Genomic DNA, 25,382 nt, shown 5'->3' on the forward strand with positions numbered 1-25,382 from the left:
CGAGAACCCCTGCCGTACCGGGGACGGAACCGGCTGTGACGGCGGCAGGAGGAGTGATCTAGGGCTGTCAGACTTAGGTCCAGCCTGGGAAGTTGGAGGTATTCGTGAGGTTGAGACCATATGCATGGATGCCCTGGCCATTGCGCTGGTTCCTGCGGATTCTGACCGTCCTCCTGGTGCTGATGCTCGTTCTCTCGGCGGTGGTCGCCTATACGGTCAAGCGGTCGTTCCCACAGCTGGAGGGCAGCCTGCGACTCCCCGGTTTATCCGGGAATGTGGAGATTTATCGTGATAAAGCGGGAATTCCGCACATCTACGCTGACACCTCCGAAGACCTGTTCATGGCCCAGGCCTTCGTGCACGCGCAGGACCGATTCTGGGAGATGGACTTCCGGCGGCACCTGACCGCCGGGCGGCTGTCGGAGCTGTTCGGCCAGGCGACGCTCGACAACGACAAGGCCATCAGGACGATGGGCTGGCGCCGGGTCGCCGAGCAGGAGTTACCCGACCTGACCGACGCCACCAAGCGCTACCTCGACGCCTACGCCAAGGGTGTCAACGCCTGGCTGGCGGCCAACCCCAACGCCTCCGACCGCAGCTTCGAGTACTCCGTGCTCAAGGTGACCAACGGCGGCTACACGCCGGAGCCCTGGACCGCGCTCGACTCCCTGTCCTGGCTCAAGGCCATGGCCTGGGACCTGCGCTCCAACCTGGACAACGAGATCGACCGCGCGCTCGCCCGCACCAAGCTGCCGGCCGAGCGGGTGGACCAGCTCTACCCGGGGTATCCGTACGACGAGCACGACCCGATCGTCACGCAGGGCACGATCGACCAAGAGCGCTTCGACCAGGCGGCCGAGCCGGGACGGCGGAAGAAGAAGGACGAGCCCCGCGCCGGCGCGCGCGTCCTCACCCAGGCCGCCGCGACGCTCGCCGCCGTGCCCGGCACCCTGGGCGGTGTCGACCGCGACGGTCTCGGCTCCAACTCGTGGGTGGTGGCGGGCGAGCACACGGCCAGCGGCAGGCCGCTGCTGGCCAACGACCCGCACCTGTCCGCGTCGATGCCGTCCGTCTGGTACCAGGTCGGGCTGCACTGCCGGAAGGTGACCGAGGCGTGCGCGTACGACGTGACCGGTTTCTCCTTCTCGGGCGTCCCCGGCGTGATCATCGGCCACACGGACGAGATCGCCTGGGGATTCACCAACCTGGGCCCCGACGTGGCCGACCTGTTCCTGGAGCAGGTGGACGGCGACACCTACCTCTACCAGGGCGAACAGGTCAAGCTGGAGTCCCGCGAGGAGCTGATCAAGGTGGCGGGCGGCAAGACCGTCTCGCTCACTGTGCGCGGCACGCGGCACGGGCCGCTGGTGAACGGCGTGATCGGCGGCGTCCAGGAGGGCTTGGACAAGACCGGCGAGGCGAACGCCGTGGCCCTGTCCTGGACGGCGCTGATGCCCGGCAGGACCGCCGACGCGATCTTCGCGCTGAACGAGGCGAGCGACTGGCACGAGTTCCGCGCCGCCGCCGCCCTGTTCGAGGTGCCGGCCCAGAACCTGGTCTACGCCGACGTCACCGGCACCATCGGCTATCAGGCCCCCGGCCGCATCCCCGTACGGACCAGGGGCGACGGCACCGTGCCCGTCCCCGGCTGGACGGGCGAGTACGACTGGAAGACCGCCCCCATCCCGTACGACCAGCTCCCGTCGGTGCGCGACCCGGCCGAGGGCTTCGTCGTCACCGCCAACAACGCCGTCATCGACCCCCGGCGCTACGGGCCGCTGCTGACGAAGGACTGGGCGTACGGCTACCGCTCCCAGCGCATCCTGGACCGGCTCAAGGAGGAGATCGGCAAGGGCAAGGTGGACGCCGCCGCCATGTCGCGGATCCAGCAGGACACCCACAACGGCTTCGCGGCCAGGCTGGTCCCGATGCTGATGGAGGTGGGCCTGGCGGGCCCGAGCGCCGAGGCCAGGCGGCTGCTCGACGGCTGGGACGGCTCCCAGGGGGTCGGCTCGGCCCCGGCGGCGTACTTCAACGCGATCTGGCGGCACCTGCTGCGGCTGACCTTCCACGACGACCTGCCCGAGCGTGCCTGGCCGGGCGGCGGCGACCGCTGGTACGAGGTGGTGGGGCGGCTGCTCGACACCCCGGACGACCCCTTCTGGGACGACATCGCCACCGAGGGGCTCAAGGAGGGCCGCGACGACATCCTGCGCCAGGCCATGGCCTCGGCCTACCAGGAGGTCTCCGACCTGCTGGGCACGGACGTCAAGGCGTGGCGGTGGGGCGATCTGCACCGGCTCACCCTCACCCACGGTTCGCTCGGCACGTCGGGGATCGCGCCGATCGAGGCGCTGTTCAACCGGGGCCCGCTCCCGGTGGCGGGCGGCAAGGACGCGGTCAACGCCACCGGCTGGGACGTGCGGCAGGACTACACGATCACCACGGTGCCCTCGATGCGGATGATCGTGGACCTGGCCGACCTGGACAAGTCGCAGTGGATCAACCTGACGGGCGCCTCCGGTCACGCCTTCCACGCCAACTACTGGGACCAGGCGCCGCGCTGGGCCAGGGGTGAGCTGCTGCCGATGTACTCGGAGACGGACTCGGTCAAGAAGGCCGCCGTGCACGTCCTGCGCCTCACCCCCTGACCCTCGGGCCCGGAGCCGGCGGCTCCGGGCCCGTCACGGTCAGCTGACCCGGATGTTCTGGTACTGGGCGGTGCCGTTGTAGACGTTCAGCCCGAAGTGACCACTGGCGAACTCGCCGTCGGTCGCGTCGATCACCGGTTCCGCGCCGTCACCGAGGTACACCTTGAGATTGTCCCCCTTGGCCACCACCTTGAGGTGGTACGTCTGGCCGAGGGTGATCGGCGTCTTGTAGGTGGCGATGTCACGGCCCGGCCGCCACAGCTTCACCACGCCCGCCTTGCTGTCGATGTTCATCGTGTAGTGCTGCTTCGCCAGCGGGTCGGCCCTGAAGGTCAGCGCGGCGGCCACGCCCGAGACCAGCCGCACGTCTCCTTCGTAGGTGAAGTCGGCGCCTGTGTGGTCGCTGAGGTAGAAGGCGTCCCCGCCCGCCACGGCCTGCTTGCCCCACGCGACGTCCGTCCAGGAGCCGCCCACCGTCCGCCACTGGCCCGGCAGGTCGTGGTTCAGGGTCGGCTCGCCCAGGCCCCAGGTGGAGGCCAGTTCGTGGATCGTGAGGGAGACCAGCCTGATCCGGCCGTCGGTGTGCAGCGACACGCCCCGGCTGTCCGGCCGGGGATCGAAGTTGACGCCCTCGGTGATGGAGAGCCGGCCGTCGTTGCCGAACACCTCCAGTTGCGCCCGGTCGACCAGCATCCGCATCTTGACCCGGTCGCGCACCGGCTCAAGCGCGGCGCCGTTCAGCGTGCGGGCCTTGGCGTCGTACAGGACCTCCTTGCCCGCGACCCCGTTCGGCCGCACGTCGAGCCGCAGCCCGAACCGGGTGGCGGTGGAGCCCCGGAGGTCGAACTCGGCCTCCACCTCGTAGGTGTCGACTGACTGGTCGCGGAGCAACCGCCCTGCGGTCTCCGGCCGTAGCATCTCGTTGCGCAGCGAGAAGGTGCCGTCGCGCAGCTTCTCGACCTCCTCGACGGGCGTGCGGGTGACGCGCGGGCCGTCCGGGGTGCCGCGCAGGCCGAGCACCGAGGGGAAGCTCGCGTTGCCCGTCCAGGTGGCGCCCCGGTTCTCGCCCATCCAGGCCATCTGCACGACCCGGTCGTCGGGCATGTCGTTGAAGACCTGCGCGGCGTAGAAGGAGCCGCCGACGTTGGTGCGGCCCGCGTCCATCCGCTGCGGCCGCGTCCAGTCGGTGCTGAACGTCCTGCCGTCGAACTCGCCGACGACGTACTCGGCGCTCGCGTCGGTGAGCACCCACTTCATCTCGCGCTTGTCACCGTCGACCGGCAGCACGAACAGGTCCGGGCACTCGAAGAACCAGTCCGCCTCGAACCTGCTCTGGAAGGTCCAGTCGAGCAGGTTCGGCGAGGTGTAGAAGTTGGCGCCGTTGCCGCCCTCGTCGGACCAGACCAGCATCACCCACCGCTTGGTGGCCTCGTGCCACAGCACCTTGGGGTCGCGGCTGGTGCCGGGCATGGTGACGACCTTGCGGCCGTTGTCGTAGGACTTGAAGGTACGGCCGGCGTCGGTGCTGTAGAAGACCGTGACGCCGTTGGTGCCGGAGAAGACCACGAACGGGGCCTCCTCGCCGGAGCGCAGCCCGGAGGTGTTGGCGTGGTCGACGACGCCCGCGCCGGAGAAGAGGTCACCGGGGTGGACCCCCGGCTCCAGGGCGATGGGCTTCTGCGTCCAGTGCACCATGTCGGTGCTGGTGGCATGGCCCCAGTGCATGGTGTCCCATTCCAGGCCGTGCGGGTTGTGCTGGTAGAAGAAGTGGTAGGTGCCCTTGTAGTGGAGCAGCCCGTTCGGGTCGTTCATCCAGCCGCTCTGCGAGCTGAAGTGGAACTGGCCCCGCTGCGGCTCGCCGTAGGAGGTCGGCTGGTAGGGGAACTCTGGATAGTCGGCCGTCTCGCCCGCGTGACCGGGCGATGAGGTGGTCAGCGCGGCCAAAGTGGCGAGCGCGAACAGGGCCGCTAAGCGACGCATGATCCTGTGCATGGGGTCTTCTCCTGAGTCACGCGGTCTCAGATGAGTGCCTTAATGCGCCTCTCACCTGGGGGGATGATGTGTCAACGTTGACATATGTCAACGTTGACATCGCGTGCTGAGATGATCGGCCCCCGGAGCGGGGCGCGTCAATGCCTCAGGCCGTAACAAATTGGAAATACAGGATTTCAGGCCGCGAACGACCGGGTCTCCCCCACCGCCAGATCCCACAGGTCCTCGCGGGGCAGGCCGCGTGCCGCCCACTCCGACCGGGTCCACTCCAGCGGCTCCAGCAGCGGCTCGCCCGACAGCACGAACGTGCCCCAGTGCATGGTGGCCATCCGCCGCGCGCCCACGTCCAGGCAGCCCTGGACCGCCTGCGCCGGATTGACGTGGGCGGGCTCCATGGCCCACGGCGGCTGGTAGGCGCCGATCGGCATCAGCGCCAGGTCCAGCCCCGGGTACCGCTCACCGATCTGGGCCAGCCGCTCGCCATAGCCGGTGTCGCCCGCGAAGTAGACCGAGCCGTCGATCACCCAGCCGCCCCACAGGGTCCTGCAGGTGTCCCAGAGCGTGCGCCTGCTCCAGTGATGCGCGGGCACGAAGTCGAAGCGCACGCCGCCGACCCGCGCGGACTCCCACCAGTCCAGCTCGACGACCTCGGTGAATCCGCGCCGGGTGAACCAGGACCCCAGGCTCGCCGGCACCAGGACGGGGGTGTCCCTCGGCAGCCTGCGCACGGTCGGCCAGTCCAGATGGTCATAGTGGTTGTGGCTGATCACCACGGCGTCGATCTCCGGCAACTCCTCCCAGGCGACACCCGGCGCCGTCAGCCGCGATCGCACCCCGGGGAGCCGGCGCGACCAGACGGGGTCGGTCAGGATCGTGCGCCCGCCGATCCGCAGCACGAACGTCGCGTGGCCGACCCAGGTGATCGTCGACTCGCCCGTGACGGCCGTGGCGGGCCCGGTGGCGACGGGGATGCGACCGGCGTCACGCAGGTCCGGGGGGAACGTGGTGTGCCACATGATGCTGAGCAACTCGCGGAACTCCGGGAGGGTTTCGGTGAGCCGGTCCCGGTAATGCACCGGCCGATGCGGAACATGAGTGATCTGCTGCGTCATGGACTGCCACTGCCCCGCGCGGTGGATCACTCACGTTGAGCGACGCTCACCTGCGCGTCCGCGCCGGCGCAGGGGCGCACGTGGGTATCCGCCGTCATCCAGGTTCGCCAGGCGCTCGAAGGGGTTGTACGAAGCCTGGTCACCGCAGACCACCACCGAGACCAGCATCGCCAGGAGGTACAGCGGCAGCATGGGCAGGCCCGCGCACCACGCCCACTGGGTCGCGTGCCTGCCCTCGTGCAAGAGCAGCCGCTCACCGAGCGAATCGCGCCTGGTCAGCACCACGTTGCCGACGGTGAACGCGCCGGCGATCGGGAAGCGGAAGCGGTAACCGCAGGCGAGCACCAGCCCGTCGGGCCCCGGCCGCCTCGTGGCGCCGCCCACGACGCAGAGCAGCAGGCCGAGCGGGGTGGCGAGGTTGACGTAGTTGACCACCCGACGCACCCGATAGCGCCGCTTCACAGCCTTTTGTACTCCCCCTCGTGATAGATCAGCGGCGCCCCCTCGGCGGGCGCCCCCAGGGCTGTCACGGCTCCCACGATGATCGAATGGTCACCGCCGGGATGGACCGCGTGCGTGTCGCATTCCACCGTCGCCAGCGCGGCGTCGAAAAGCGCCACCCCCGACTCGCCCCGGTGGTGCGGCCACCTGGTGAGCTGCCCGTTCAGCGGCCGCCCTCGGTGCGCGAAGAACTGCGAGGCGTCCCGCATGGAATCGGGCAGCACCGACACCCCCCACACCCCGGTCTCCAGCACGGCGTCGTGGAAGCGGGCCACCTTCTCCGCGCAGAAGAGCACGAGCAGGGGATCCAGCGACACGGAGGTGAACGAGTTGACCGTCATGGCGTGGTCGACGCCGCCGATGCGAGTCGTGACGATCGCCACGCCTGTGGCGAATCGGCCAACGACCTTACGGTAGGTTTGCCGATCTACGTGCCGCTCTATGGATCCATGGTGCACAAAGATTACTTTATGCTCCTATAACTGGCTGCTCTCCGGGTGCCCGTGCATCAACCACGAACGACCCGATGAGGGCGACAGCCAGAAGGCCGCGACCAGGGCGCAGATCCCGCCGTAGAGGTACACGTACCCTGCGGTGCTGCCCGAGATGACCAGGTCGCCGGCGCCGAGCTCGAACGAGAACGCCATCGACACCAGCAGCCACCCCACCGCGATCACGCCCGCGCCGAGGCGCGAGCGCATCATCCTGCCGGCGCCCAGGCAGACGCCGAACAGGGCGAGCAGCCAGATGATCGCCGTGACGGGAACCGGCCCGGCCGGCCAGATCTCACCGCCATGGGTGAACCCGCCCACGACGCCCATGACGACGCCCAGCACGAAGAGCATGCCGTAGGCGGCTCCTGCCAAGGCCGACTCGGCCTGGCTGCGTTGCTCCATGTCGAACGAGATTAGTGGATCCCGGCGAACAGATCGTTCTCGCGGTCGTACGGCTCACCGAGCCCTCCCGCCTCCACCGGCGGCCCCGGCACGGCCGGCCCGCGCAGCCCGCTGGCCAGGATGAAGTGCTCCACGCCCAGCATCTCCTGGCCGATGTCGTTCGACAGCGCGAACCACGGCTCCCGCACGGTGATCTGCGTCGCGTGCGCGCGCATGGCCGCCACCTTGTGGCCGATCCACGGGCGCGCGTCGATCTCGGTGGTGATCACCTCGTCGGGGCTGCCGAACGGCATCTCGTCCACGCTCTCCACGATGAAGCCGGTGCCGGCCTCGCTGAGCGCCTCGTTCGTACGACGCATCACGGACCTGGCGCTGGCCGTGTAGTAGAACTTCGCGATCAGCCACGGATCGCCCTCGCCGAACCCCGCGTCCGCGGCCAGCTCGGCCGCCCGCCGGGAGACCCGATGGGCCTGGATGTGGTCGGGATGGCCGTAGTGGCCGTTGTCGTCGTAGGTGACCAGCACCTGGGGCCGCACCTCGCGGATCACCTTGACCAGCTCGCCGGCCGCCTCGTCCAGGTCGGCCTGCCAGAACGCCTCGGGCCGGTCGTTGGAGGCGGCGCCCATCATGCCCGAGTCGCGCCAGCGCCCCTGCCCGCCGAGCAGGCGGTGGTCCTCGACGCCGAGCGCCGCGCAGGCCGCGGCCAGCTCCCCGATCCGGTGCAGGCCGAGCGTGTCGTCCCGGTCGGCGGCCAGGTGGGCGAGCTCCGGCGGGATGATCTCCCCCTCCTCGCCCAGGGTGCAGGTCACGAGGGTGACGTGGGCGCCCTCGGCGACGTAGCGCGCCATGGTCGCCCCGGTGCCGATCGACTCGTCATCCGGGTGGGCGTGCACGAGCAGCAGCCGTCGGTCAATCATGGTCCCGAGCGTAACCAACGCCTGGCTGCTGGCAGGATTGGGCCCATGAGTCAGAGCTTCCCGCGCCTGTCCGCCCGGACCCGCCGGTTCACCCTCGGGGTGCCCAGGGGCTTCACGATCTCACCCGACGGCGGAAAGGTGCTGTTCCTGCGCACCCGCTCGGGCACCGACCCGGTCACCTGCCTGTGGGAGCTCGACACCGAGACGCACGTCGAGCGGCTCGTCGTCGACCCGCGCACGCTCGACGCCGACGACCGCGACCTCCCGCCGGAGGAGCGCGCCCGGCGGGAGCGCAGCCGTGAGCAGGCGGGCGGCGTGGTCGCCTACTCCACCGACTCCTCGGTGGCCAGGGCCGCCTTCGCCCTGGCCGGCGGCCTCTACGTCACCGAGCTGCCTGACGGCCGGACGCGCAGGCTGGAGACCTCCGGCGCCGTCATCGACCCCCGCGTCTCCCCCGACGGGCGACGTGTCGCCTATGTCACCGGCGGCGCGCTGCACGTGCGCGACCTGGCCTCCGGCGAGGACCGGACGCTGGCCACGCCCGAGTCCCCCACCGTCACCTACGGGCTGGCGGAGTTCATCGCGGCCGAGGAGATGGACCGGATGCGCGGCCACTGGTGGTCGCCGTCGAGTGACGCGCTGCTGGTCGAGCGCGCCGACGACACGCCCGTCCAGACCTGGTACGTCGCCGACCCGGCCAACCCCGACCGCGAGCCCGCGGCCCAGCGCTATCCCGCGGCCGGCACGCCCAACGCCGTCACCGAGCTGTTCGTCCTGGGTCTCGACGGGTCCCGGGTCGCGGTGCCGTACGAGCACGAATATCTCGCGGCCGCGTCCTGGGACTCCCACGCGCTGTCGATCGTGACGCTGTCACGCGACCAGAAGACGATGCGCCTGCTCACGGTGGATCCGGCGACGGGGAGCGCCGACCTGGTGCGCGAGGACACCGACCCCGCGTGGGTCGACATCGTGGGCGGCGTGCCCGCCCACCTCGACGACGGCTCGCTGGTCTGGGTGGCCACCGCCGACGGCGGCCACCGCCTGTTCGTCGGCGACCGCGCCGTCACCCCGCCCACGCTGCAGGTGCGCGCCGTGCTCGACGTCGACCACGACAGCGTGCTGTTCAGCGCGAGCGGCGACCCCACCGAGATCCAGCTGTGGACCTGGGACGGCCACTCGCTGCTGCCGGTCTCCACCAGGTCCGGCGTGTTCACCGGGCGGATGGCCGGCGGCGTGGGCGTGCTGAGCGAGCAGAGCCTCGACGTCGAAGGCGTCTCCACCACGGTGGTGCGCCGCGACGGCATGGCGATCCCGATCCCCTCCTACGCCGAGCACCCCGGCCTCGACCTGCGCGTCTCACTCGGCCGTTCCGGCCGCCGCGAGCTGTCCACCGCCGTGGTGCTGCCCTCGTGGCACGAGCCGGGCTCGCGCCCGCTCCCTGTCCTGATGGATCCGTACGGCGGCCCGCACGCGCAGCGCGTCCTCAACCGGCGCGGCGGCTACCTGGAGAGCCAGTGGTTCGCCGAGCAGGGCTTCGCCGTGATCGTGGCGGACGGGCGCGGCACCCCCGGGCGCGGTCCCGACTTCGAGCGGGCGGTGCTGGGCGACCTGGCCACACCCGCGCTGGAGGACCAGGTGGACGCCCTGCACGGGGTGGCCGAGCAGTATCCCGACGACCTCGACCTGACCAAGGTGGCGATCCGCGGCTGGTCGTTCGGCGGCTTCCTGGCGGCGCTGGCGGTGCTGCGCAGGCCCGAGGTGTTCCACGCGGCCGTGGCGGGGGCTCCGGTGACCGACTGGCGGCTGTACGACACCTGCTACACCGAGCGCTACCTGGGCCACCCCGACGAGCAGCCCGAGGTCTACGACAACTCCTCGCTGTTCGGCGACGCCGCCAAGCTCGACCGGCCGCTGCTGCTCATCCACGGGCTGGCCGACGACAACGTGGTCGCCGCCCACACGCTGCGGCTGTCGTCGGCGCTGCTCGCGGCGGGCCGTCAGCACAGCGTGCTGCCGCTGTCGGGCGTCACCCACATGACGCCGCAGGAGGTGGTGGCGGAGAACCTGATGCTGCTGCAGGTGGAGTTCCTCAAGAAGGCGCTGCACGTGCTGGGATGACAGACCGTGGGTTGATTCGGGGGCCGCGAGACCAGACCGTGGGCTGATGTGTGCGGGGTGCCGGTTCCGGGATCGTGACCGGCATGCTGAAGTCAATCGTGATCGCCCTGGCCCTCATCGGCTCGGGCGGTCTTCACGCACAGCACTCCGCCGACCAGGTGCGGCAGGGCTCCGTCGACCGGGTGCGGCAGGGCTCCGTCGACCAGGTGTGGCAGAGCTCTGTCGGCCAGGTGCGGCAGGCCGACGCCCTGGCCTGGAGCGCCTGTCCCGACGACAAGATCGGCATGCTGTGCGCCGATCTGCAGGTGCCGATCGCCTGGCACAAGCCCGACGGCCGCAAGATCACGCTCAAGCTGGGCCGCCTCAAAGCCACCGGCACCGCCAAGGGGTCGGCCCTGGTGGCCTATGGCGGCCCCGGTGCCCCCGGCATCGGCTACACCCAGCGTTTCCCCGACCAGTGGGCCGAGCTGCGCGCGCACATGGACGTCGTCACCTGGGACACCCGCGGTTACGGCAAGCAGTTCGGCGGCCTCAGCACCGGCCTGCCCTGCCTCTGGTCGCGCTACCCGATCGCCGAGTTCCCCGAGGACGACGCCGACTTCGCCCGCCTGTCCGACACCAACAGGGGCATCGCCGAGCACTGCCGCCAGAGCGACCCCGAGCTGTTCGCCAACATGAGCTCAGCCGACCACGCCCGCGACATGGAGGCCATCCGCAAGGCGCTGGGCGCCGCCGAGCTCAATTACTACGGCGCCTCCTACGCCGGCTTCTTCGGCCAGGCCTACGCCCGCCTGTTCCCCGGCCAGGTCCGCACGATGGTCCTCGACGGCACCTGGAGCCACAGCTCCGCCGACTGGACACGTGAGCTGGAGGAGATGGCCAAGAGCAACGAGGAGTTCCTGACCCGCTTCTTCGCCTGGTGCAAGGCCGGCGACTGCCGCGACGTCCCGCGCATGTGGCGCGCCCTGCTCGCCCGAGCCGATCGCACCCCGATCCCGGCCAAGGACGGCGTCGCCTACACCGGCCGGGACCTGCGGTCCTTCGCGGTCAGCTCCGCCCGGCAGGGCAAGCCCGCCTGGCCCAAGCTGGCCAAGGCGATCCGGGCGGCCCACGGTGGCGACGCTGCCGCCTTCGTCCCCGAGCGCGGCCACCGCTACCCCGACCAGTCCACCGGCGTCACCGAATGCGTCGACTGGCCCCGCCCCGCCACCCGCACGGACCTCAACGCCACCATCGCCCGCCTGCGCCGCGTCGCCCCCAACGCGGGCACCGCCAACACCCTCGCCACCGGGACGCTCGCCTGCGTCGGCTGGCCCGCACCGGTCACCAACCCGCCCGCTCCTCTGCCCAAGACCCTCCCGCCGCTGCTGGGCGCGGGTGCGTGGGGCGAGTCCGACGCGGTCGGCCGAGTCGTCTCCCAGGTGCCCGGCAGCGCCACCATCACCCACGACGGCCCCGGCCACACCCTCTACGGCACCAACCCCTGCGCCCGCGGCCACATCAACCGCTATCTCACCGACGAGACCATGCCACCACGCGGCACCAAGTGCTGAGCCACTCCACCACCCGGACCCTACGGGTATGTGGACAGACTCCAGCGGCCTCCCCGGTAGACAGTGGCTCCCGCTCAGCTCCTCGCCACGTCGGCGCATAACCAGTGATGCGGGCGCTCTGCGCCTCGCTCGAAGAACACCGACCGCAGCTCGGCGCCGACGCCGGAGAGCTTCCCACCCTGCCCCGGTGATCGCCCAGAGCCGGGCGATCACCGGGCGGCGTGTCCTATTCCACGAACGTGTTGCAGTCGCCCTCGGTCACCCACTTGTGCGAGGAGATGGCGTCGTTCACGAGAAACTTCTTGCCCGCGTGTTCGCCCGCTGTGCGCGCGCTGAATCTGTTGTCGGCCAGGTAGTCGGCGTAGTACTCGCCGGGCTTCAGGCAGGTGTAGCCGTACCTCCAGTCATAGCCGGTGTAGTCGTAGAAGGCGACCACGTCCACGCCGCCCAGCGTTCCGTTGTTCATCACCGAGGAGACGGTGTTGGTGGCATTCGTGATTTCGCCCGTGCCGTCACCCCAATCCCAGTCGTCACCGACAGCCCAATCGAGCTGGTTGGTGCAGTACGGGTCCTTGTAGATGCGAACCTTGCCGTCCCGGCCGAACGCGTCCCACTCCTGGTTGCAGCGAGTGTCCGCCTGGGCGCTCGGCACCCCCAGGGGCACCGTCACACCTACGGCGGCCAGACCGATGGCGGCCAGAGCGGTGCGGATTCTACGCATGCTGATCCCTTCGTCTACCTGGATTCGCTCCTCGGCCCGACGCCGAGGAGACGCATGGCGACCGAGGCGTCAAGCTCCGGAGCCGATGATCCGCCGGGCCCGCTCCAGAGCCGCGCGCTCCAGACGCCGGTGCAGCGCCAGCTCCTGGGCGTACGACCGGCTCACGTGATCGCGGTACTCGCGCTCCAGCGGGCGGGCGGTCTCGGCGTAGGAGGTACGGCGGGCGCAGGTGGCCTCGGCCACGGCCAGTTCGACCTCGAGCGCATGGGCACGGGCCGGGCCTAGCCCCTTCGTGAGCCTGGGGAGAGCGGCCCGGATCGCGCCCGGATCGGCATACTCATGCCCCTGCCCGGCCATGCACCGCGACCATGCCCGCACCGCGGCGGTGAAGCGCTTGTCGGCGACCAGGCCAGGCACGTAGAGCGGCAGAAGGTTCGTGGCGATCTTGTTGACCCGGAACCACGTCTCGTGGTCCCTGTAGAGCTCGTCGCGAGCCTCGCCCGCGCAGCCGCCGAACTTCCCGCTGACGGTTCCGCCCGAAGGCAGCTTGACCGTCATGATCGCCGCTCCGGGACCACCGTCGAGAGCATCGTTGTAGCGGCCGCGCTGATCCTCGCTCAGGCCCTTGACGTAGACGAGGTTGGGGTCGTGCTCCTTGGCGGCCGCGAGTTCCTGCTTGAGGCGTAGACCGTAGCCGTATCTCCTGGCCCATCCGACGTCGGTCAGCATGTATCGGGAGCCCTTGCGCTCCTCGACGGTCAGCACGCGGGGCAGCCAGTAGCGGAAGCCCTCGCGCGTCATGCACTGCTGAATCAGCAGGTACTCGGCCTTCTCCAGCTGGATCCGCTCCGGCTCGGCCAGCTCGCCATCAGCCGGCGCGGGACTGTACGGGCTCCCGCATGCCGCCAGGAACGCCAGGACCAGCAACACCACGATCCCCCGAACCGCCACCGCACCTCCCGTAGGACCCGACGCATTCCGCCATCGATCGGTCCAGGCCAGTTCACAACGCGCCGCCCCTGGCTGTCATGGTGTTCCTGCCTGCGCCGGAACACCGAGCTCACAGCCCCGCATCCGGCACCGTCGACCAGATGTTGATCGTTCGGTGATCCGCGCCACGGAGCATGCGGGCATGACTGGGGGAACCCTGAAGATCGTCTTTACCGCTGAGGACCTGGCCCGGGTACGTATCGCCTCAGCTGTCGATGAACTGTGGGAAATGGCGATGAGCCTGCATGTGCTGCAAAGGCCCGGCGGCGGTGCGGACCTGGCCGACTGGCGGCGGCGGGCCCGGGCCGACCTGGCCGAGACGGGTTTGCTGACGCCGGTGCGGCGGACACTGGTGCCGCTGGTCCCGATCAAGGCCTACTTCCCCGACTTCCTGACCCCGCACCAAGCCCCGACCAGGCCGCAGAACCCCATCGACGAGCTGGCCGACACCCCGCCCTTGCGCGTGCGCCGCGAGGTCGACCAATTGCGCCGGCACGCCGCCCTGCCCGCCACCCTCGACGATCTCGCCCGCGGCAACCAGCGCGCCATCACCGGCCTGTCCGATCTGGCCGCCCGCTACTGCCGAACCGCCTTCGCCCCCCACCGCACCAGGATGGAGCACGCCCTGGGACACGAACGCGCCCGACTCACCCGCCTGCTCACCGACCACGGCGTGGAGGCCATGCTCGCCGCCCTGAGTCCACGCACGCGCTGGCGACCCCCGATCCTGGAGACCGATTACGCCATCGGCCGGTACGAGATCCACCTGCGCGGCCGCGGTCTGACCCTCATCCCCTCCTACTTCTGCCGCTACACCCCGGTCGCGCTGGCCGATCCCAGCCTGCCGCCCGTCCTGATCTTCCCCGCCCCCCGCCGAACCCCGGTGCCCGGCCCCGGTGACGCCCTGCCCAACCTGCTCGGCACCACCAGAGCCCGCATCCTGCGCTGCATCGGCGCCGCCACCGGCTGTACCACCAGCGAACTCGCCCGCCAGACCGGCACCTCACTCTCCTCGGCCAGCGCTCACGCCCAGGTACTCCAGCGCGCCGGACTGATCATCAGCGTCCGCCACACCAACATGGTCATCCACCGGATCACCCATCTGGGTACCGACCTGATCCGCCACCGAACTCCACCCTCCGGCAACGGACTGGATCCAGATATCTGACTGGCCGCCCACCTGGACTTTCGCTGTCCATCAGCCTGGAGCCATCTGTCCGCCCAACAAGCACAAGATCACCATCCAGATCGCCGACACCAACGCCGAGATCAACACTCGGGCTTCTTACGTTTCTCCCGGGGAGTCGCTTGTTCATCCTGTCGGGTGTTCACCTGACAGACCGGGCATTCGGCTCGCCGTAGAGTCGCGACCAGCCAGCAGCCGGTTGAAAGGTCGCGATGCCCACGCCGCCCCCGCCGTCCAACGGGCCCGTTCATTTCCGGTGACCGAAGGGTCAGGCGCTTGGGCAGCCGGAGAGACCCGGAGCGCCGGGTCGCCAGACCAGTGGGTACTGGCCACCACCTCGACCGCCTCGCTGCGGGGGCGGGAAGGGGCTGCTGATCGGCCTGGTCGTCGTACCCGGCGTCCTCATGGTCGGCGGGGCGGCGACCGGCTGCTCCTACGCGCGTTCAGCGACGAAGCTCACGCGGCCGTCACTCCTCCGGTGGCGGCCCCCACCCCCACCGCGGCGGCCGCAGCTCACTGTTGTCGCCAAGGACGGCGCCCTGTGCGAGGCCGTCTCCACCGCCGCCGTAGCCTCGGCCTTCTTCTCTCCGTCACGGAAGTGCGTAAGCAGGGACTTTCCCGGCGGCACCACCACCTGCACCTGGCAGATCCGCGACGACGTCGGGCAGGCAGACGGAGGAGTGCAGACAGGCGGCTACTGTGGCCGGGGAGTGATGCGGCTCGAGGACGTCGCCCCCCGCTGCGGCGAACTGCACATCAACGTCGGACGCCACGACCGCCGGCATCTTGAGAGCGAGTTCGACAGCCAGGCCCAACATCTCGCCAAGGACGCGCCCGTCAAGCGCCTGTCCGTCCTCGGGGACCGGGCGTTCGCCGTCGCCGACCACGTCCGCGTCCTGGCCGGCGACCACCTCATCATGCTCAGCTATGACGGCACGAATACCGGCGGCGGTGTCCGCGACACCCCCGGCCATGAGGAGCCGGATCTCGACAACGCCGCCCTCCGTAAGTCCCTCACCCGGATTGCCGGGAAGTTCGTGACCGGCTTGCCCGCCCGCAATCGAGGCTTGTCCGCCCGCGATCGAGGTGTCCGATTCCACGTCCGCGCTCAGCCGTCGCAGCCCTGGCGCTTGTCACGTGGCCGGCCGTACGACCTGGCTCTGGCGTTGATCCGCCGCCGGGGTGCCGTGCCAGCTGGCCCACAGGGCGGCGTAGGAGCCGCCGGCGGCCACCAGTTCGTCGTGGGAGCCGAGCTCGCTGATGCGGCCGTCCTCCACCACGGCGACCCGGTCGGCGTCGTGGGCCGTGTACAGGCGGTGGGCGATGGCGATGACAGTGCGGCCGTCCAGCACCGCGGCGAGTGATCGTTCGAGGTGTCTGGCCGCTCGCGGGTCGATCAGCGAGGTGGCCTCGTCCAGGACCAGCGTGTGCGGGTCCGCCAGGACGAGGCGAGCCAGGGCGAGCTGCTGGGCGTGCGCGGGTGGGATGGTCACGCCACCGGAGCCGACCTCCGTGTCCAGGCCGTCCGGCAGGGCGAGCACCCAGTCGAGGGCGTCCACCGCCGTGAGGGCGGCGCGGACGGCGGAGTCGTCGGCGTCCGGGCGGGCGATCAGCAGGTTGTCGCGCAGGCTGCCCTTGAAGATGTGGTGCTCCTGGGTGACCAGCGCGACGTGCCCGCGCAGGTCGTCCAAAGGCAGGTCCACGAGGGGAACGCCGCCCACGGACACCGCGCCGGTGCGCGGGCCGTGGATGCCCGCCAGGAGCCTGCCCAGGGTGGACTTGCCGGCGCCCGACGGGCCGACCATGGCCAGCCGCTCGCCGGGCCGGACCGTGAGCGACACGCCGTGGAGCACGTCGCGGCCCGCACGATAAGCGTAGCGGACCTCGTCGGCCTGTAGCAGCTCGCCGGCCGGGCGGTCGTCGGTGGGCGTGCGGTCGTCGGACACGTTGGCGACGCCGAGGAGGCGGGACATGGCCGCGCCGCCGACCTGCAATTCGTCGATCCACATGAGAAAGCGGTCGAGCGGGTCGATGAGCTGCTGGGCGAACAGGGTGGCGGTGACGACCTGGTCCAGGGTGACCTGGCCACGAGCGTGGAAGAGGCCGCCGACCAGCAGCGTCGAGACGACCGGGATCACGTAGCCGAGCTCGACCGTGGGGAACCAGACGGTACGCAGCCGCAGCGTGTAGCGCTCGGCGGCGAAGGAGCCGGCGATGTCGCGGTCGGTGCGCTCCTGCCGCCGCTGGTGCAGGCCGAGGGCCTCGATGGCCCTGGCGCCCTCGACCGTCTCGGCCAGGCCTTCGGTCATCTCGGCGTAGGCGGCGTTCTCGCGCAGATAGCCGTCGCGGGCCCGCTTGAGATACCAGCGGGTGCTGACGAACAGCAGCGGCGAGGTGATCAGCACGGGCAGCATGAGCAGCGGCCCGACCAGCACCAGCGCGCCGACGGTGATCGTGAACGTGACCACCGCGATCAAGGTCTCCGGGACCGCGTGCCGGACCGTTCTGGACAGGGCGTCGACGTCGCGGGAGGTCCGGGTGAGCAGGTCGCCGGCGCCCGCGCGCTCGACGGTGGACAGCGGCAGGGCGAGCACCCGGTCGACGAACTCCTCGCGCAGCCGGGCCAGCACCTTCTCGCCCAGTTTGGCCGAGGCGAGCACCGCGTAGCGCACGAGCAGGCCCTGGAGCAGCAGGAAGGCGCCGATGCCCGCGGCGACGAGCCAGGGGTTCACCTGGACGCCGTCCTGGACGTCCTGCACCAGACCGCCCAGCTGCCACGGTACGGCGAGCCCGGCGGCGGCCGCGAGCCCGTGCAGGCCCAGGGCGACGCCGAGCTCGCGTGGGTATCTCAGGGTGAGCCGCCGGGCGTAGGCGCGCACCTGTTTCTGATCGGCGACGGGCAGGATCTCGCGTGCCATCTCGTCAGTCCTCCCCTCTGGTCACGGTCGCGGCGTAGTCGGGCGAGGTGTCCAGCAGGTCGCGGTGGACGCCTTCGGCGTGCACCCTGCCGTCCCGTACGTAGATCACCTGGTCGGTGCGGTCGAGCACCAGCGGGCTGGTCGTGCAGATCAGCGTGGTCCTGCCGGCGCGGGCCTTGGCCAGCCGCTCGGCGATGCGGACCTCGCTGTGGGCGTCGACGGCGCTGGTCGGCTCCACCAGGATGAGCACCTCGGGGTCGGCGAGCAGCGCCCTGGCCAGCCGGAGCCGCTGCTGCTGGCCGCCGGAGAACTCCCGCCCCGCCTCCGCCACCTGGGCGTCGAGCCCGCCGGGCAGCGCCTCGACGATGTCCTCCGCGCAGGCCGCGTACAGCGCTTGCTCGAGTTGCTCGTCGGAGGCGGTGCCGCGCACGTCGAGCTCGTCGCGGAGCCGGCCGGTGAACAGTCGGGCGCCGTTGTCGGCGACCAGGATGCGTGCGCGGACCTCGTGGATGGGCAGCGTGGCCAGGTCGGCGGCCCCGAAGGTGACGTCGCCGTCGCTGTAGCGGCCGAGCCGGTCGGCGATCACGATGGCGTCCTCGGGCGAGCCGGCCGCCAGCGCGGTCAGCCTGCCGGGCTGTACGGTCACGCCGCTGTAGGAGTCGCGCAGGACACCGCCCGTGCCGGCGGCGGCCCCGCCGGTCATCTCCGGTTCGATGGCCAGGATCCGCATCACGCGGCGCGCGGCGACGTGTCCCTTGGTCAGCCTGTCGGCGGCCTCGGTGACCGTGCGCATCGGCCCGATCAGGAAGACCGCGTAGGTGTAGAAGGAGACGAGCTGGCCGGGGGTGATCTCGTCGGCGACGGCGAACGACGCGCCGAGGCCGGTGACGAGCGCGACGAGCAGGCCGGGCAGCACGATCTGGGCGCCTTCGAGCAGCGACTCGACCCTGGCGACGCTGACGCCGGCGTGCCGGACGCGCTGGGACTCCTCGCGGTAGCGGCCGGCGAACACCTGCTCGCCGCCGATGCCGCGGAGCACCCGCAGGCCCGCCACGATGTCGGCCGAGCGGGTGGACAGGTCTCCGGTGAGGTCACGGTGCCGCTTCTGCCGTCGGTGCAGCGGCCTGAGCACCGGGCCGACGGCCAGGGCCATGAGCGGCACGCCGAACAGCACGAGCAGGCCGAGCGGCAGCGAGGTGGACAGGAGGATCACGGTGACCGTGACGATGGCCACGATCGCGCCGGTGCCGCGCAGCAGGATGTCCATCGAGTGGCCGATGTGGGCGATGTCGGAGTTTCCGACGCTGACCACCTCGCCGGTCGACAGCCGCTTGGACAGGGTGGCGCCGAGCAGGGCGGCGTGCCTGGCGGTCAGCTGGACGGTGCGGTAGGCGGCCGACAGCCAGTTGAAGACGGCGAAGCGGTGTCGCATGATGCCGCTGAACGCCTGCACCAGGCCGAGGCCGAGCAGGGCCGCCGACCAGATGAGCAGGGCGCGGGTGTCCTGCGCCCTGACGGCGTCGACCCCCTTGCCGAGCACGGCCGGCACCAGCGCCTGGACCAGCCACCACAGGGTGGCGAAGGCGATGCCGACCACCAGGGAACGGCTCTGCCTGCGCGCGTTCCACCACAGGTAGCGGAGCGGGCTGCGAATGTCGGGCATGCCAGGATCGGCTTCGGGAAGGGGACGCATAGCCCGTCAAGATTTCCAAAAGATCGCTGGTCACACAAACGATTTTCCAGCTGCACCGTTGCGCGAAGTGACCGAAAATATGATCGACATGACGCCGCGTACAACATGTGGACGAGCCGGGCGCGGCATCTCACACCCGCCCCAGGAGTAGGCCACAATCGTTGCCTGTGGAGCACGGGTACACCAACAGCACGGTCGGAGACGGCGCTCTGGTCGTCAAGTGTTACCAGGGCCCTGACGCCGGGGTCCGGCTCAGGACGGAGGCCAGGTTCCTGCGGCGGCTGCGGGGGCGGCTGCCCGTGCCTCGGGTGCATTCGGTCACCGACACGAGCGTGAGCATGCGCTTCGTGCCGGGCGCGCACGGACAGGACCTGCTCGACGACGGCCGGGCGGCCGAGGTTCTCGCCGAGTGCGGCCGCACCCTGGCCCGCCTGCACCGGCTGGGCATCGTGCACGGCGACTACGGCCCGCAGAACATGCTGTTCGACCCGGTGACGTTCGAGACGGCCGCCATCCTCGACTGGGAGTGGGCCCACCCGGGGCGCCCGGTGGAGGATCTGGCCTGGTGTGAGTGGATCGTCCGCGCCCACCATCCGGAGCACGTGCCGCTGCTGCGCCACTTCTTCGACGCCTACGCCGCCGCCGTGCCGCCGTGGGCGGATCGGCACGCCTTCATGCTGGCCCGCTGCCGCGACCTGCTCGACTTCAGCGCCCGCTGGGAGCCGGGCGGTGAGGGCGAGAAGCTGTGGCGCCGCCGCATCGACGACACCGCGACCTGGACCCCGTAGCCCCTGTTCGCCGCCGTACATGCGGGGCAGATCCACCAGCTCGACGTCGGCACGCCCGTCCGCGACGCGAGCCAGCTCGGCGGTGAAGCCGGACCGGGCGAAGAGCAGCCCGAACAACCGCTCAGGCTTCTGGATCACCTTGAACTCGCTCACGTCGGAAACCCGCCAGCTCCGGGCGTCCTCCAGCTGCTGCACTGCTTGCTGACAGCAGTTCGCCGACCAAAGGGACATACCGGTGCTGGAAACCCCCACTCGACCGCCTGGCTCGCCGCTGACGAGCTGGCCGGCCGTCGTCTCGGTGATGACGGGGATCTTCTCCATCGTCACCACGGAGATCCTGCCCATCGGGTGCTGCTCGCGGTGGCGAACTTCCTGGCCGCCGCGTCCCCCGCCTACTGGGTGATGATGGTCTCCCGGGCGCTGGTCGGCCTGACCATCGGCGGCTTCTGGTCCATCGGGGCGGGTCTGGCCGTACGATTGGTCCGGCGTGAGCAGGTGGGCACGGCCACCGCGGTGATCTTCTCCGCCGTCCCTCTGGGCTCGGTGCTGGGCGTGCCTGCGGGCACGCTGATCGGACATCTGGCCGGGTGGCGCACGGCGTTCGTGGTCATGGGCCTGCTGAGCCTGGGAGTCCTCGTCGCGCTCCTGGTGCTGCTGCCACCGCTGCCGGCCGGGCGGCCCACCCGCCTGGCCGTGCTGCGCGGCCTCCTCGGGGACGGCGGCATCCGGCTGGCGCTGCTCGCGACCGTCCTCGTCGTGCTCGCCCACTTCGGCGCGTACACGTACGTCACCCCCTTCCTGCTGCAGGTCACGCAGGTGAGCGCGGGCTCGGTCACCACCTACCTGCTGGTGTACGGAGTCGCCGGGATCGCCGGCAACTTCCTGGCCGGCGCGGCGTTGTCCCGCCACCCGCGCGCCACGTCCGTGACCGCCGCCGCCCTGCTGGCCACCGCCACCGCCCTGCTCCCGGTGGCCGGCGGCTCCACGGCCGGCGCGTTGACGCTGCTGGTCATCTGGGGCCTCGCGTACGGCGCGGTGCCGGTCTGCTCGCAGACCTGGTTCGCCAGGTCGGCTCCGCACGCGCCGGAGGCGGCCTCGATCCTCTTCACCTCGTCGTTCCAGGCGACGCTGTCGCTCGGGGCGCTGTCCGGGGGCATCGTCGTCGACCGCATCTCGGTAGCGGCCGTCATGGGGATCGCGGGCGCGCTGGCCGCCCTCACGGCGTCGGTCCTCTGGTTCTCCCTGCAGCGCCGTCCGCCTTCGGCACGGCCACCGGCTCTCTGAGCCCGAACATCGTCTCCAGGCCGACCAGGAGGACATCGCCCCTGCGCTGTGCCGTGGCGACCAGCTCAGGGTGGAACCCTTCGAGGGAGAAGATCGCCAGGGTCGCGGCTGTCGTGTCGTGCCCGTGCTCACCCAGCAGCGCCTTGAGCCTGTCCAGCCGGTCGAGGTCCGCCACGCCGCGTCTGGTCACCGTCGCCTTGGCCTCACCGATGAGGCCGATGACCGCCCGCCCCGCCCGCTTGTCCAGGGCGATGACGTCGATCTCGTGCTTGGCCTGGCCCTTTCTGTCGTTGACCACCGTGGCGGTGACCTGGCCGGCCGAGCCGCGGACGGCGGGGTCGGCCTGACCACGGAGCCAGGCCCTGACGCAGTCCTCGAAGTGCGGCCCCAGAATGCGAGCCGTGAAGGTGGGCCTTGCGCGGTGCCAGGCCTCGGCCGACCGGCCGGTGTCGACGAGATCACGATGGGGGACGGTCATCAGGTTGTGGAACCGGATGATCGGGTCGGCGACGCTGATCACCGGCCGTCGTTCCCATAGCGGGTCGCTGTCGTGCCGCAGGTACCCCGCGCTCACCAGCGCTTCGATCGGACGTGTCAGCGACGATCGGGGCAGCTCCAGCAGTCCACCGATCTTGGCCGGGCTGGTGGCCCCGCTCGCGACGGCATTGATGATCCCGTAGTGCAGGATGCTTCCGGAGAACCGGGGATCCTCACGGAGCAGGTATTCGGTCTCACTCCCTGAATACAGCGCCTGGGTCGGATCCAGAGCGGTGGCCGGGATCCAGGCGTCCAGCTCGTCCGGCGTCTGCGGTGCCGGCACGTTGGCCAGGCTCCGGTAACCCGGGGAGCCGCCGAAGACGGCGTGCATGCGCAGAGCCACCGCTGGATCATCGACGCCCCAGTGCCGCGCCATGGTGGGCAGGTCGAACGGCTGCAAACGCAGGTCGATCGCGGCGCGGCCACGCAATGCCTTGGTGCCTGACAGCAGCTCGTTCATCACCGATATCGCCGAACCGCATACGATCACCCGCCCACCCTGGTGCCCGTGGCCTGCCTGCGACTGGTCGTACAGCAGCTGGAGGAGGCCGGGCAGCTCGGGCGAGTGCGCCATCCAGTACGGCAGCTCATCGATGACCAGAAGTCCGGAGGTCCCGCTGCGGCGCAGCACCAGGTCGATGGCAGTGGTCAGCAGGGACTCCCAGCTCGCGTCGCCGATGAGCGTGGGCTCGATGCCGGCGTATCGCGCTATGACGGTGGCGAGTCGGCGTCTCGCGGGCACGACTCCCTCCTCCGCGACCGCGGTGACGTAGAGCCCGCCGGCGGTCTCGGCGAGCGCGCGCAGCAGGTAGCTCTTCCCCACTCGTCTCCGCCCCGACACGACACCCAGCCGCAGCCGGGCGTCGGGGTGCTCGACGAACCGCACCAATGTCGCCCATTCGGTGTCTCGGTCCAGCACCCGGGTGGGCTTCTCCATGGCGTCACCTCTTCTGTATGTTTAAAAGCATACAGATTTAGCTCCGCAGGTCCCTCCGCTCAGCAGACGCAGAATTCGTTGCCCTCCGGGTCGGCCATGGACACATGGTGGCCGGGGTCCTCCCACAGCACCGAGGCCCCGGCATCCGTCAGGATCGCGACCTTCGCCGTGATCCTGGCCCACTTCTCCTCCGCCGTGCCGTCACCGGCCACCCGCACGTCCATGTGCAACCGGTTCTTCGCCGTCTTCGGCTCGGGCACCTCCAGCAGGGACAGCCGGGGCCCGGCGCCGGTCGGGTCATGCAGCCAGGCCCCGTCGCCGTCGTCCTCGGGAAGGTCGAACTGCTCCAGCCACTCCTCCCGGGTCACATACGGCGCCGGCGGGGGCTCGTCCTCGTAGCCCAGGGCGAGCTTCCAGAACTCCGCCAGCCGCACCGGATCGGCGCAGTCGAAGGTCAGATCGACGCGGATCGCCATACTGTCGTCTCCTGACTATGCGATGAAGAATCGCTCGAGCATACGGGCCAGCACCTTGGGGTCGGCCATGTGTCCCGACCCGTCCGCCGTGAGCCGCTCGGCATGCGGGACACGGGCGACGACGGCCTCGGCGGCGCGCACGAAGAAGTCGCTCGCCAGCCCTTCCATGCCGGCCTGCGAGTCCGGGCCCACCCCGCCGGTGATCACCAGGGTCGGCCGGTTGATCCGCGAGAGTCGCGCAGGTGGACGGCCATCCGCCAGGCAGGCCGCGTCATAGGCCAGGGTGTGCGCCAGTGCTTGCAGATCGCCCCAGACCGGTGCGCTCCGCGCCGCCGCGATGTCGTCCTCCGACGAGCCCGCCAACCGCATGAAGCACGCGAGCGCCTCCCCGCGATCCCCGCGCGCGAGCGCCGCGTCGAGCCGCTGAACATAGTCCCGCCAGCCCCGCACCGCCTCCTCGCCCACGCTGTAGGGCACCTCGTAGACCGCCAGCCTGTCGACCGCCAGCCCTGCCGCCGCGGCCTCCAGGACGAGAGCACCACCCGACGAGACCCCGTACAGGCAGGCCGATCCGCCGGCCGCGCCGATCAGCGCGTCGAGATCCTCGATCTCGCGCGCCACGCTGTACGGCAGGGTGTCGCCGCTGTCACCCCGGCCCCGCCGCGCGTAGGTGTAGACGGTGAAGCTCCCGGCCAGCTCCCCGGCGAGCGGCGCGTTCTCCGCGCCGTCGTCGAGCCCGCCGGACACCAGCACGACGGCCGGTCCGTGGCCAGAGCGCTCGTACGCGAGTGTCGTGCCATCCTTCGATGTCACATGCTCCATGCTCCGGCACTGTACGGGCAGCCTCCGACATTTCTCCGGGGCCCGCGGGCGGGGGCGGGAGCCACCGTGGTCAGGTGGCGACCGGTGTGTCCCAGTCGAGGTGGTGGTCGTAGATCCAGCCGCTCGGGTCGTCGCCGGTGCGGGCCATGCGCTTCATGGCCAGGCCCATGATCAGGTCGCGTACGCCCCTGGTGAGCGGTCCGAGCGCCTTCCAGTCGCCGGTGCGTTTGCCCTGCTCGACGACGCGTTCCACGCGCCGGCGCCGCTGCCGTTCGTAGGTGGCGAAGGCGGCGTCGACGCCGGGGCCGTCGCGCAGGCATTTGGCCAGCACCACGGTGTCCTCGATGGCCATGGCCGCCCCCTGCCCGATCGACGAGGAGGTCGCGTGGGCGGCGTCGCCGATGACGATCATCCGGTCGCGGTGCCACCTCGGCACGGTGGGGAGGTCGTAGGTGTTCCAGCCGGTGAAGATCTCGCCGGTCGCGGTGATGAGGTCCACCGCCGGTCCGCGGTCGTCGCGGAACAGGCCGATCAGGCGGGCGCGCCACTCCTCCGGAGTGATCGCGGCCAGCTCGCCCGGTGCGGGCTCGTCGGCCCACGCGGGCTGCGCCATCCACCACACCTCTCCGTACGGATCCACGGTGTAGACGAAGAAGCAGCGTTTTCCGAAGATCGCGTGCATCGTGCCCGGTTCGCTCCCGGTGGAGACGCCGTGCGCGTAGCCGCCCGTATTGAGCAAGCCCGCATACCGCGCGGCCGGAGCGTGCGGATCGATGATCTCGCGGGTGCGCGAGCGCAGGCCGTCCGCGCCGATGAGCAGGTCGCCCTGGGCCGTGCCGCCGTCGGCGAACCTCGCCAGGACCCCGTCACCGGTGGCCTCCGCATCGACGAGCCGCTTGCCGTACTCGATCCGCACGCCGCGGCGGACGGCTTCGTCGCGCAGCGCCCGATAGAGGTCGGCACGTTTCACGGTCCGGCTCTTGGGGCCGCTCGATCCGGCCGTGCCGTAGGGCAGCTCGCCGAGTCTTCTACCGGAACCGCTGGTCATGGTGATCCTCGGCGTGTCGAAGCCCACCCCGTCAAGATCGAGATCGAGCGCGTGTAAAGCGTCGAGCGCGTTCACCGCCAGGGTCAGGAAGGCCCCGACGTGGTCCGCACCCCGGTCGTACGCCTCGTAGACGACGGCTCTGATGCCCGCTTTGTGCAGGGCGATCGCGCTCAGCGACCCCGAGATCCCGCCACCGGCGATCACCGCTGTGTATGTCATACACGCAGTTTATGGCATACACT

General features: G+C 70.5%; 21 protein-coding genes. 6 read left to right on the forward strand and 15 right to left on the reverse strand.

Annotated features, from left to right (window positions below; translation table 11 throughout):
• Positions 1-128: 128 nt before the first annotated feature.
• Complete coding sequence (locus ACIBQX_RS33795; RefSeq protein WP_397011750.1) at positions 129-2,651, forward strand: penicillin acylase family protein; 2,523 nt, start codon at positions 129-131, stop codon at positions 2,649-2,651.
• A 39-nt stretch (positions 2,652-2,690) separates the two neighbouring features.
• On the opposite strand, the gene ACIBQX_RS33800 is transcribed toward ACIBQX_RS33795, so the two are convergent.
• The 6 genes from ACIBQX_RS33800 to mshB form a co-directional block, all read right to left on the reverse strand.
• Positions 2,691-4,631, reverse strand: coding sequence for a GH32 C-terminal domain-containing protein (locus tag ACIBQX_RS33800; RefSeq protein ID WP_397011752.1), 1,941 nt, complete (start codon positions 4,629-4,631; stop codon positions 2,691-2,693).
• A 188-nt stretch (positions 4,632-4,819) separates the two neighbouring features.
• Positions 4,820-5,755 (reverse strand): MBL fold metallo-hydrolase, encoded by a 936-nt coding sequence (locus ACIBQX_RS33805; RefSeq protein WP_397011754.1) that lies wholly within the window; start codon positions 5,753-5,755, stop codon positions 4,820-4,822.
• A 30-nt stretch (positions 5,756-5,785) separates the two neighbouring features.
• Positions 5,786-6,217, reverse strand: a complete 432-nt coding sequence (locus ACIBQX_RS33810) for a hypothetical protein (protein WP_397011756.1) — start codon at positions 6,215-6,217, stop codon at positions 5,786-5,788.
• Positions 6,214-6,714, reverse strand: a complete 501-nt coding sequence (locus tag ACIBQX_RS33815) for a flavin reductase family protein (RefSeq protein WP_397011758.1) — start codon at positions 6,712-6,714, stop codon at positions 6,214-6,216. The genes ACIBQX_RS33810 and ACIBQX_RS33815 overlap by 4 nt, the downstream gene beginning before the upstream one ends.
• Positions 6,715-6,732: 18 nt before the next feature.
• On the reverse strand, positions 6,733-7,152 hold the full coding sequence (locus ACIBQX_RS33820; protein WP_397011760.1) for a DUF6113 family protein: 420 nt from the start codon (positions 7,150-7,152) through the stop codon (positions 6,733-6,735).
• Positions 7,153-7,163: 11 nt separating this feature from the next.
• Positions 7,164-8,069 (reverse strand): N-acetyl-1-D-myo-inositol-2-amino-2-deoxy-alpha-D-glucopyranoside deacetylase, encoded by a 906-nt coding sequence (gene mshB, locus ACIBQX_RS33825; protein WP_397011762.1) that lies wholly within the window; start codon positions 8,067-8,069, stop codon positions 7,164-7,166.
• A 45-nt stretch (positions 8,070-8,114) separates the two neighbouring features.
• On the opposite strand from mshB, the gene ACIBQX_RS33830 reads away from it, so the two are divergent.
• Both ACIBQX_RS33830 and ACIBQX_RS33835 read left to right on the forward strand, forming a co-directional pair.
• The gene (locus tag ACIBQX_RS33830) at positions 8,115-10,187 is read left to right on the forward strand and encodes a prolyl oligopeptidase family serine peptidase (protein WP_397011764.1); all 2,073 of its coding nucleotides are present in this window, start codon (positions 8,115-8,117) and stop codon (positions 10,185-10,187) included.
• Between the two features lie 83 nt (positions 10,188-10,270).
• Positions 10,271-11,740: an alpha/beta fold hydrolase gene (locus ACIBQX_RS33835; protein WP_397011766.1), complete on the forward strand. Its 1,470-nt coding sequence runs from the start codon at positions 10,271-10,273 to the stop codon at positions 11,738-11,740.
• Between the two features lie 226 nt (positions 11,741-11,966).
• Here ACIBQX_RS33835 and ACIBQX_RS33840 read toward each other — a convergent pair whose 3' ends face one another.
• Together ACIBQX_RS33840 and ACIBQX_RS33845 are read right to left on the reverse strand one after the other, a co-directional pair.
• Positions 11,967-12,461, reverse strand: coding sequence for a hypothetical protein (locus tag ACIBQX_RS33840; protein ID WP_397011768.1), 495 nt, complete (start codon positions 12,459-12,461; stop codon positions 11,967-11,969).
• Between the two features lie 69 nt (positions 12,462-12,530).
• Positions 12,531-13,412: a hypothetical protein gene (locus ACIBQX_RS33845; protein ID WP_397011770.1), complete on the reverse strand. Its 882-nt coding sequence runs from the start codon at positions 13,410-13,412 to the stop codon at positions 12,531-12,533.
• Positions 13,413-13,686: 274 nt separating this feature from the next.
• Between ACIBQX_RS33845 and ACIBQX_RS33850 the strand changes: the two genes are divergently transcribed.
• A complete protein-coding gene (locus ACIBQX_RS33850; RefSeq protein WP_397011772.1) occupies positions 13,687-14,619 on the forward strand; it encodes a helix-turn-helix domain-containing protein in 933 nt (310 codons plus the stop codon).
• A gap of 608 nt (positions 14,620-15,227) precedes the next feature.
• On the opposite strand, the gene ACIBQX_RS33855 is transcribed toward ACIBQX_RS33850, so the two are convergent.
• Genes ACIBQX_RS33855 through ACIBQX_RS33865 form a run of 3 tightly spaced genes read right to left on the reverse strand, consistent with a single transcriptional unit; the run spans position 15,228 to position 19,218 of the window.
• A complete protein-coding gene (locus ACIBQX_RS33855) occupies positions 15,228-15,737 on the reverse strand; it encodes a hypothetical protein (protein ID WP_397011774.1) in 510 nt (169 codons plus the stop codon).
• A 33-nt stretch (positions 15,738-15,770) separates the two neighbouring features.
• Positions 15,771-17,555, reverse strand: a complete 1,785-nt coding sequence (locus ACIBQX_RS33860; protein WP_397011776.1) for an ABC transporter ATP-binding protein — start codon at positions 17,553-17,555, stop codon at positions 15,771-15,773.
• Positions 17,556-17,559: 4 nt separating this feature from the next.
• Positions 17,560-19,218 (reverse strand): ABC transporter transmembrane domain-containing protein, encoded by a 1,659-nt coding sequence (locus ACIBQX_RS33865; protein WP_397011778.1) that lies wholly within the window; start codon positions 19,216-19,218, stop codon positions 17,560-17,562.
• A 197-nt stretch (positions 19,219-19,415) separates the two neighbouring features.
• Here ACIBQX_RS33865 and ACIBQX_RS33870 point away from each other — a divergent pair, with 197 nt between their 5' ends.
• Positions 19,416-20,036 carry a phosphotransferase gene (locus tag ACIBQX_RS33870; protein ID WP_397011780.1) on the forward strand — a complete coding sequence of 207 codons (621 nt, stop codon included), beginning with the start codon at positions 19,416-19,418 and terminating at the stop codon, positions 20,034-20,036.
• 348 nt (positions 20,037-20,384) lie between these two features.
• Positions 20,385-21,320, forward strand: a complete 936-nt coding sequence (locus tag ACIBQX_RS33875) for an MFS transporter (RefSeq protein ID WP_397011782.1) — start codon at positions 20,385-20,387, stop codon at positions 21,318-21,320.
• Here ACIBQX_RS33875 and ACIBQX_RS33880 read toward each other — a convergent pair.
• The 4 genes from ACIBQX_RS33880 to ACIBQX_RS33895 form a co-directional block, all read right to left on the reverse strand.
• Entirely contained in the window at positions 21,253-22,794 is a 1,542-nt protein-coding gene (locus ACIBQX_RS33880; protein WP_397011784.1) for an ATP-binding protein, read from the reverse strand. The two genes, ACIBQX_RS33875 and ACIBQX_RS33880, sit on opposite strands and share 68 nt — an antisense overlap.
• Before the next feature lie 59 nt (positions 22,795-22,853).
• The gene (locus ACIBQX_RS33885) at positions 22,854-23,270 is read right to left on the reverse strand and encodes a VOC family protein (RefSeq protein WP_397011786.1); all 417 of its coding nucleotides are present in this window, start codon (positions 23,268-23,270) and stop codon (positions 22,854-22,856) included.
• 15 nt (positions 23,271-23,285) lie between these two features.
• Positions 23,286-24,092, reverse strand: a complete 807-nt coding sequence (locus ACIBQX_RS33890; RefSeq protein ID WP_397011788.1) for an alpha/beta fold hydrolase — start codon at positions 24,090-24,092, stop codon at positions 23,286-23,288.
• A gap of 70 nt (positions 24,093-24,162) precedes the next feature.
• A complete protein-coding gene (locus tag ACIBQX_RS33895; RefSeq protein ID WP_397011790.1) occupies positions 24,163-25,359 on the reverse strand; it encodes an FAD-dependent oxidoreductase in 1,197 nt (398 codons plus the stop codon).
• Positions 25,360-25,382 lie beyond the last annotated feature (23 nt).

It is taken from the genome of Nonomuraea sp. NPDC049714, from assembly GCF_044465295.1.
Taxonomy (GTDB): domain Bacteria; phylum Actinomycetota; class Actinomycetes; order Streptosporangiales; family Streptosporangiaceae; genus Nonomuraea.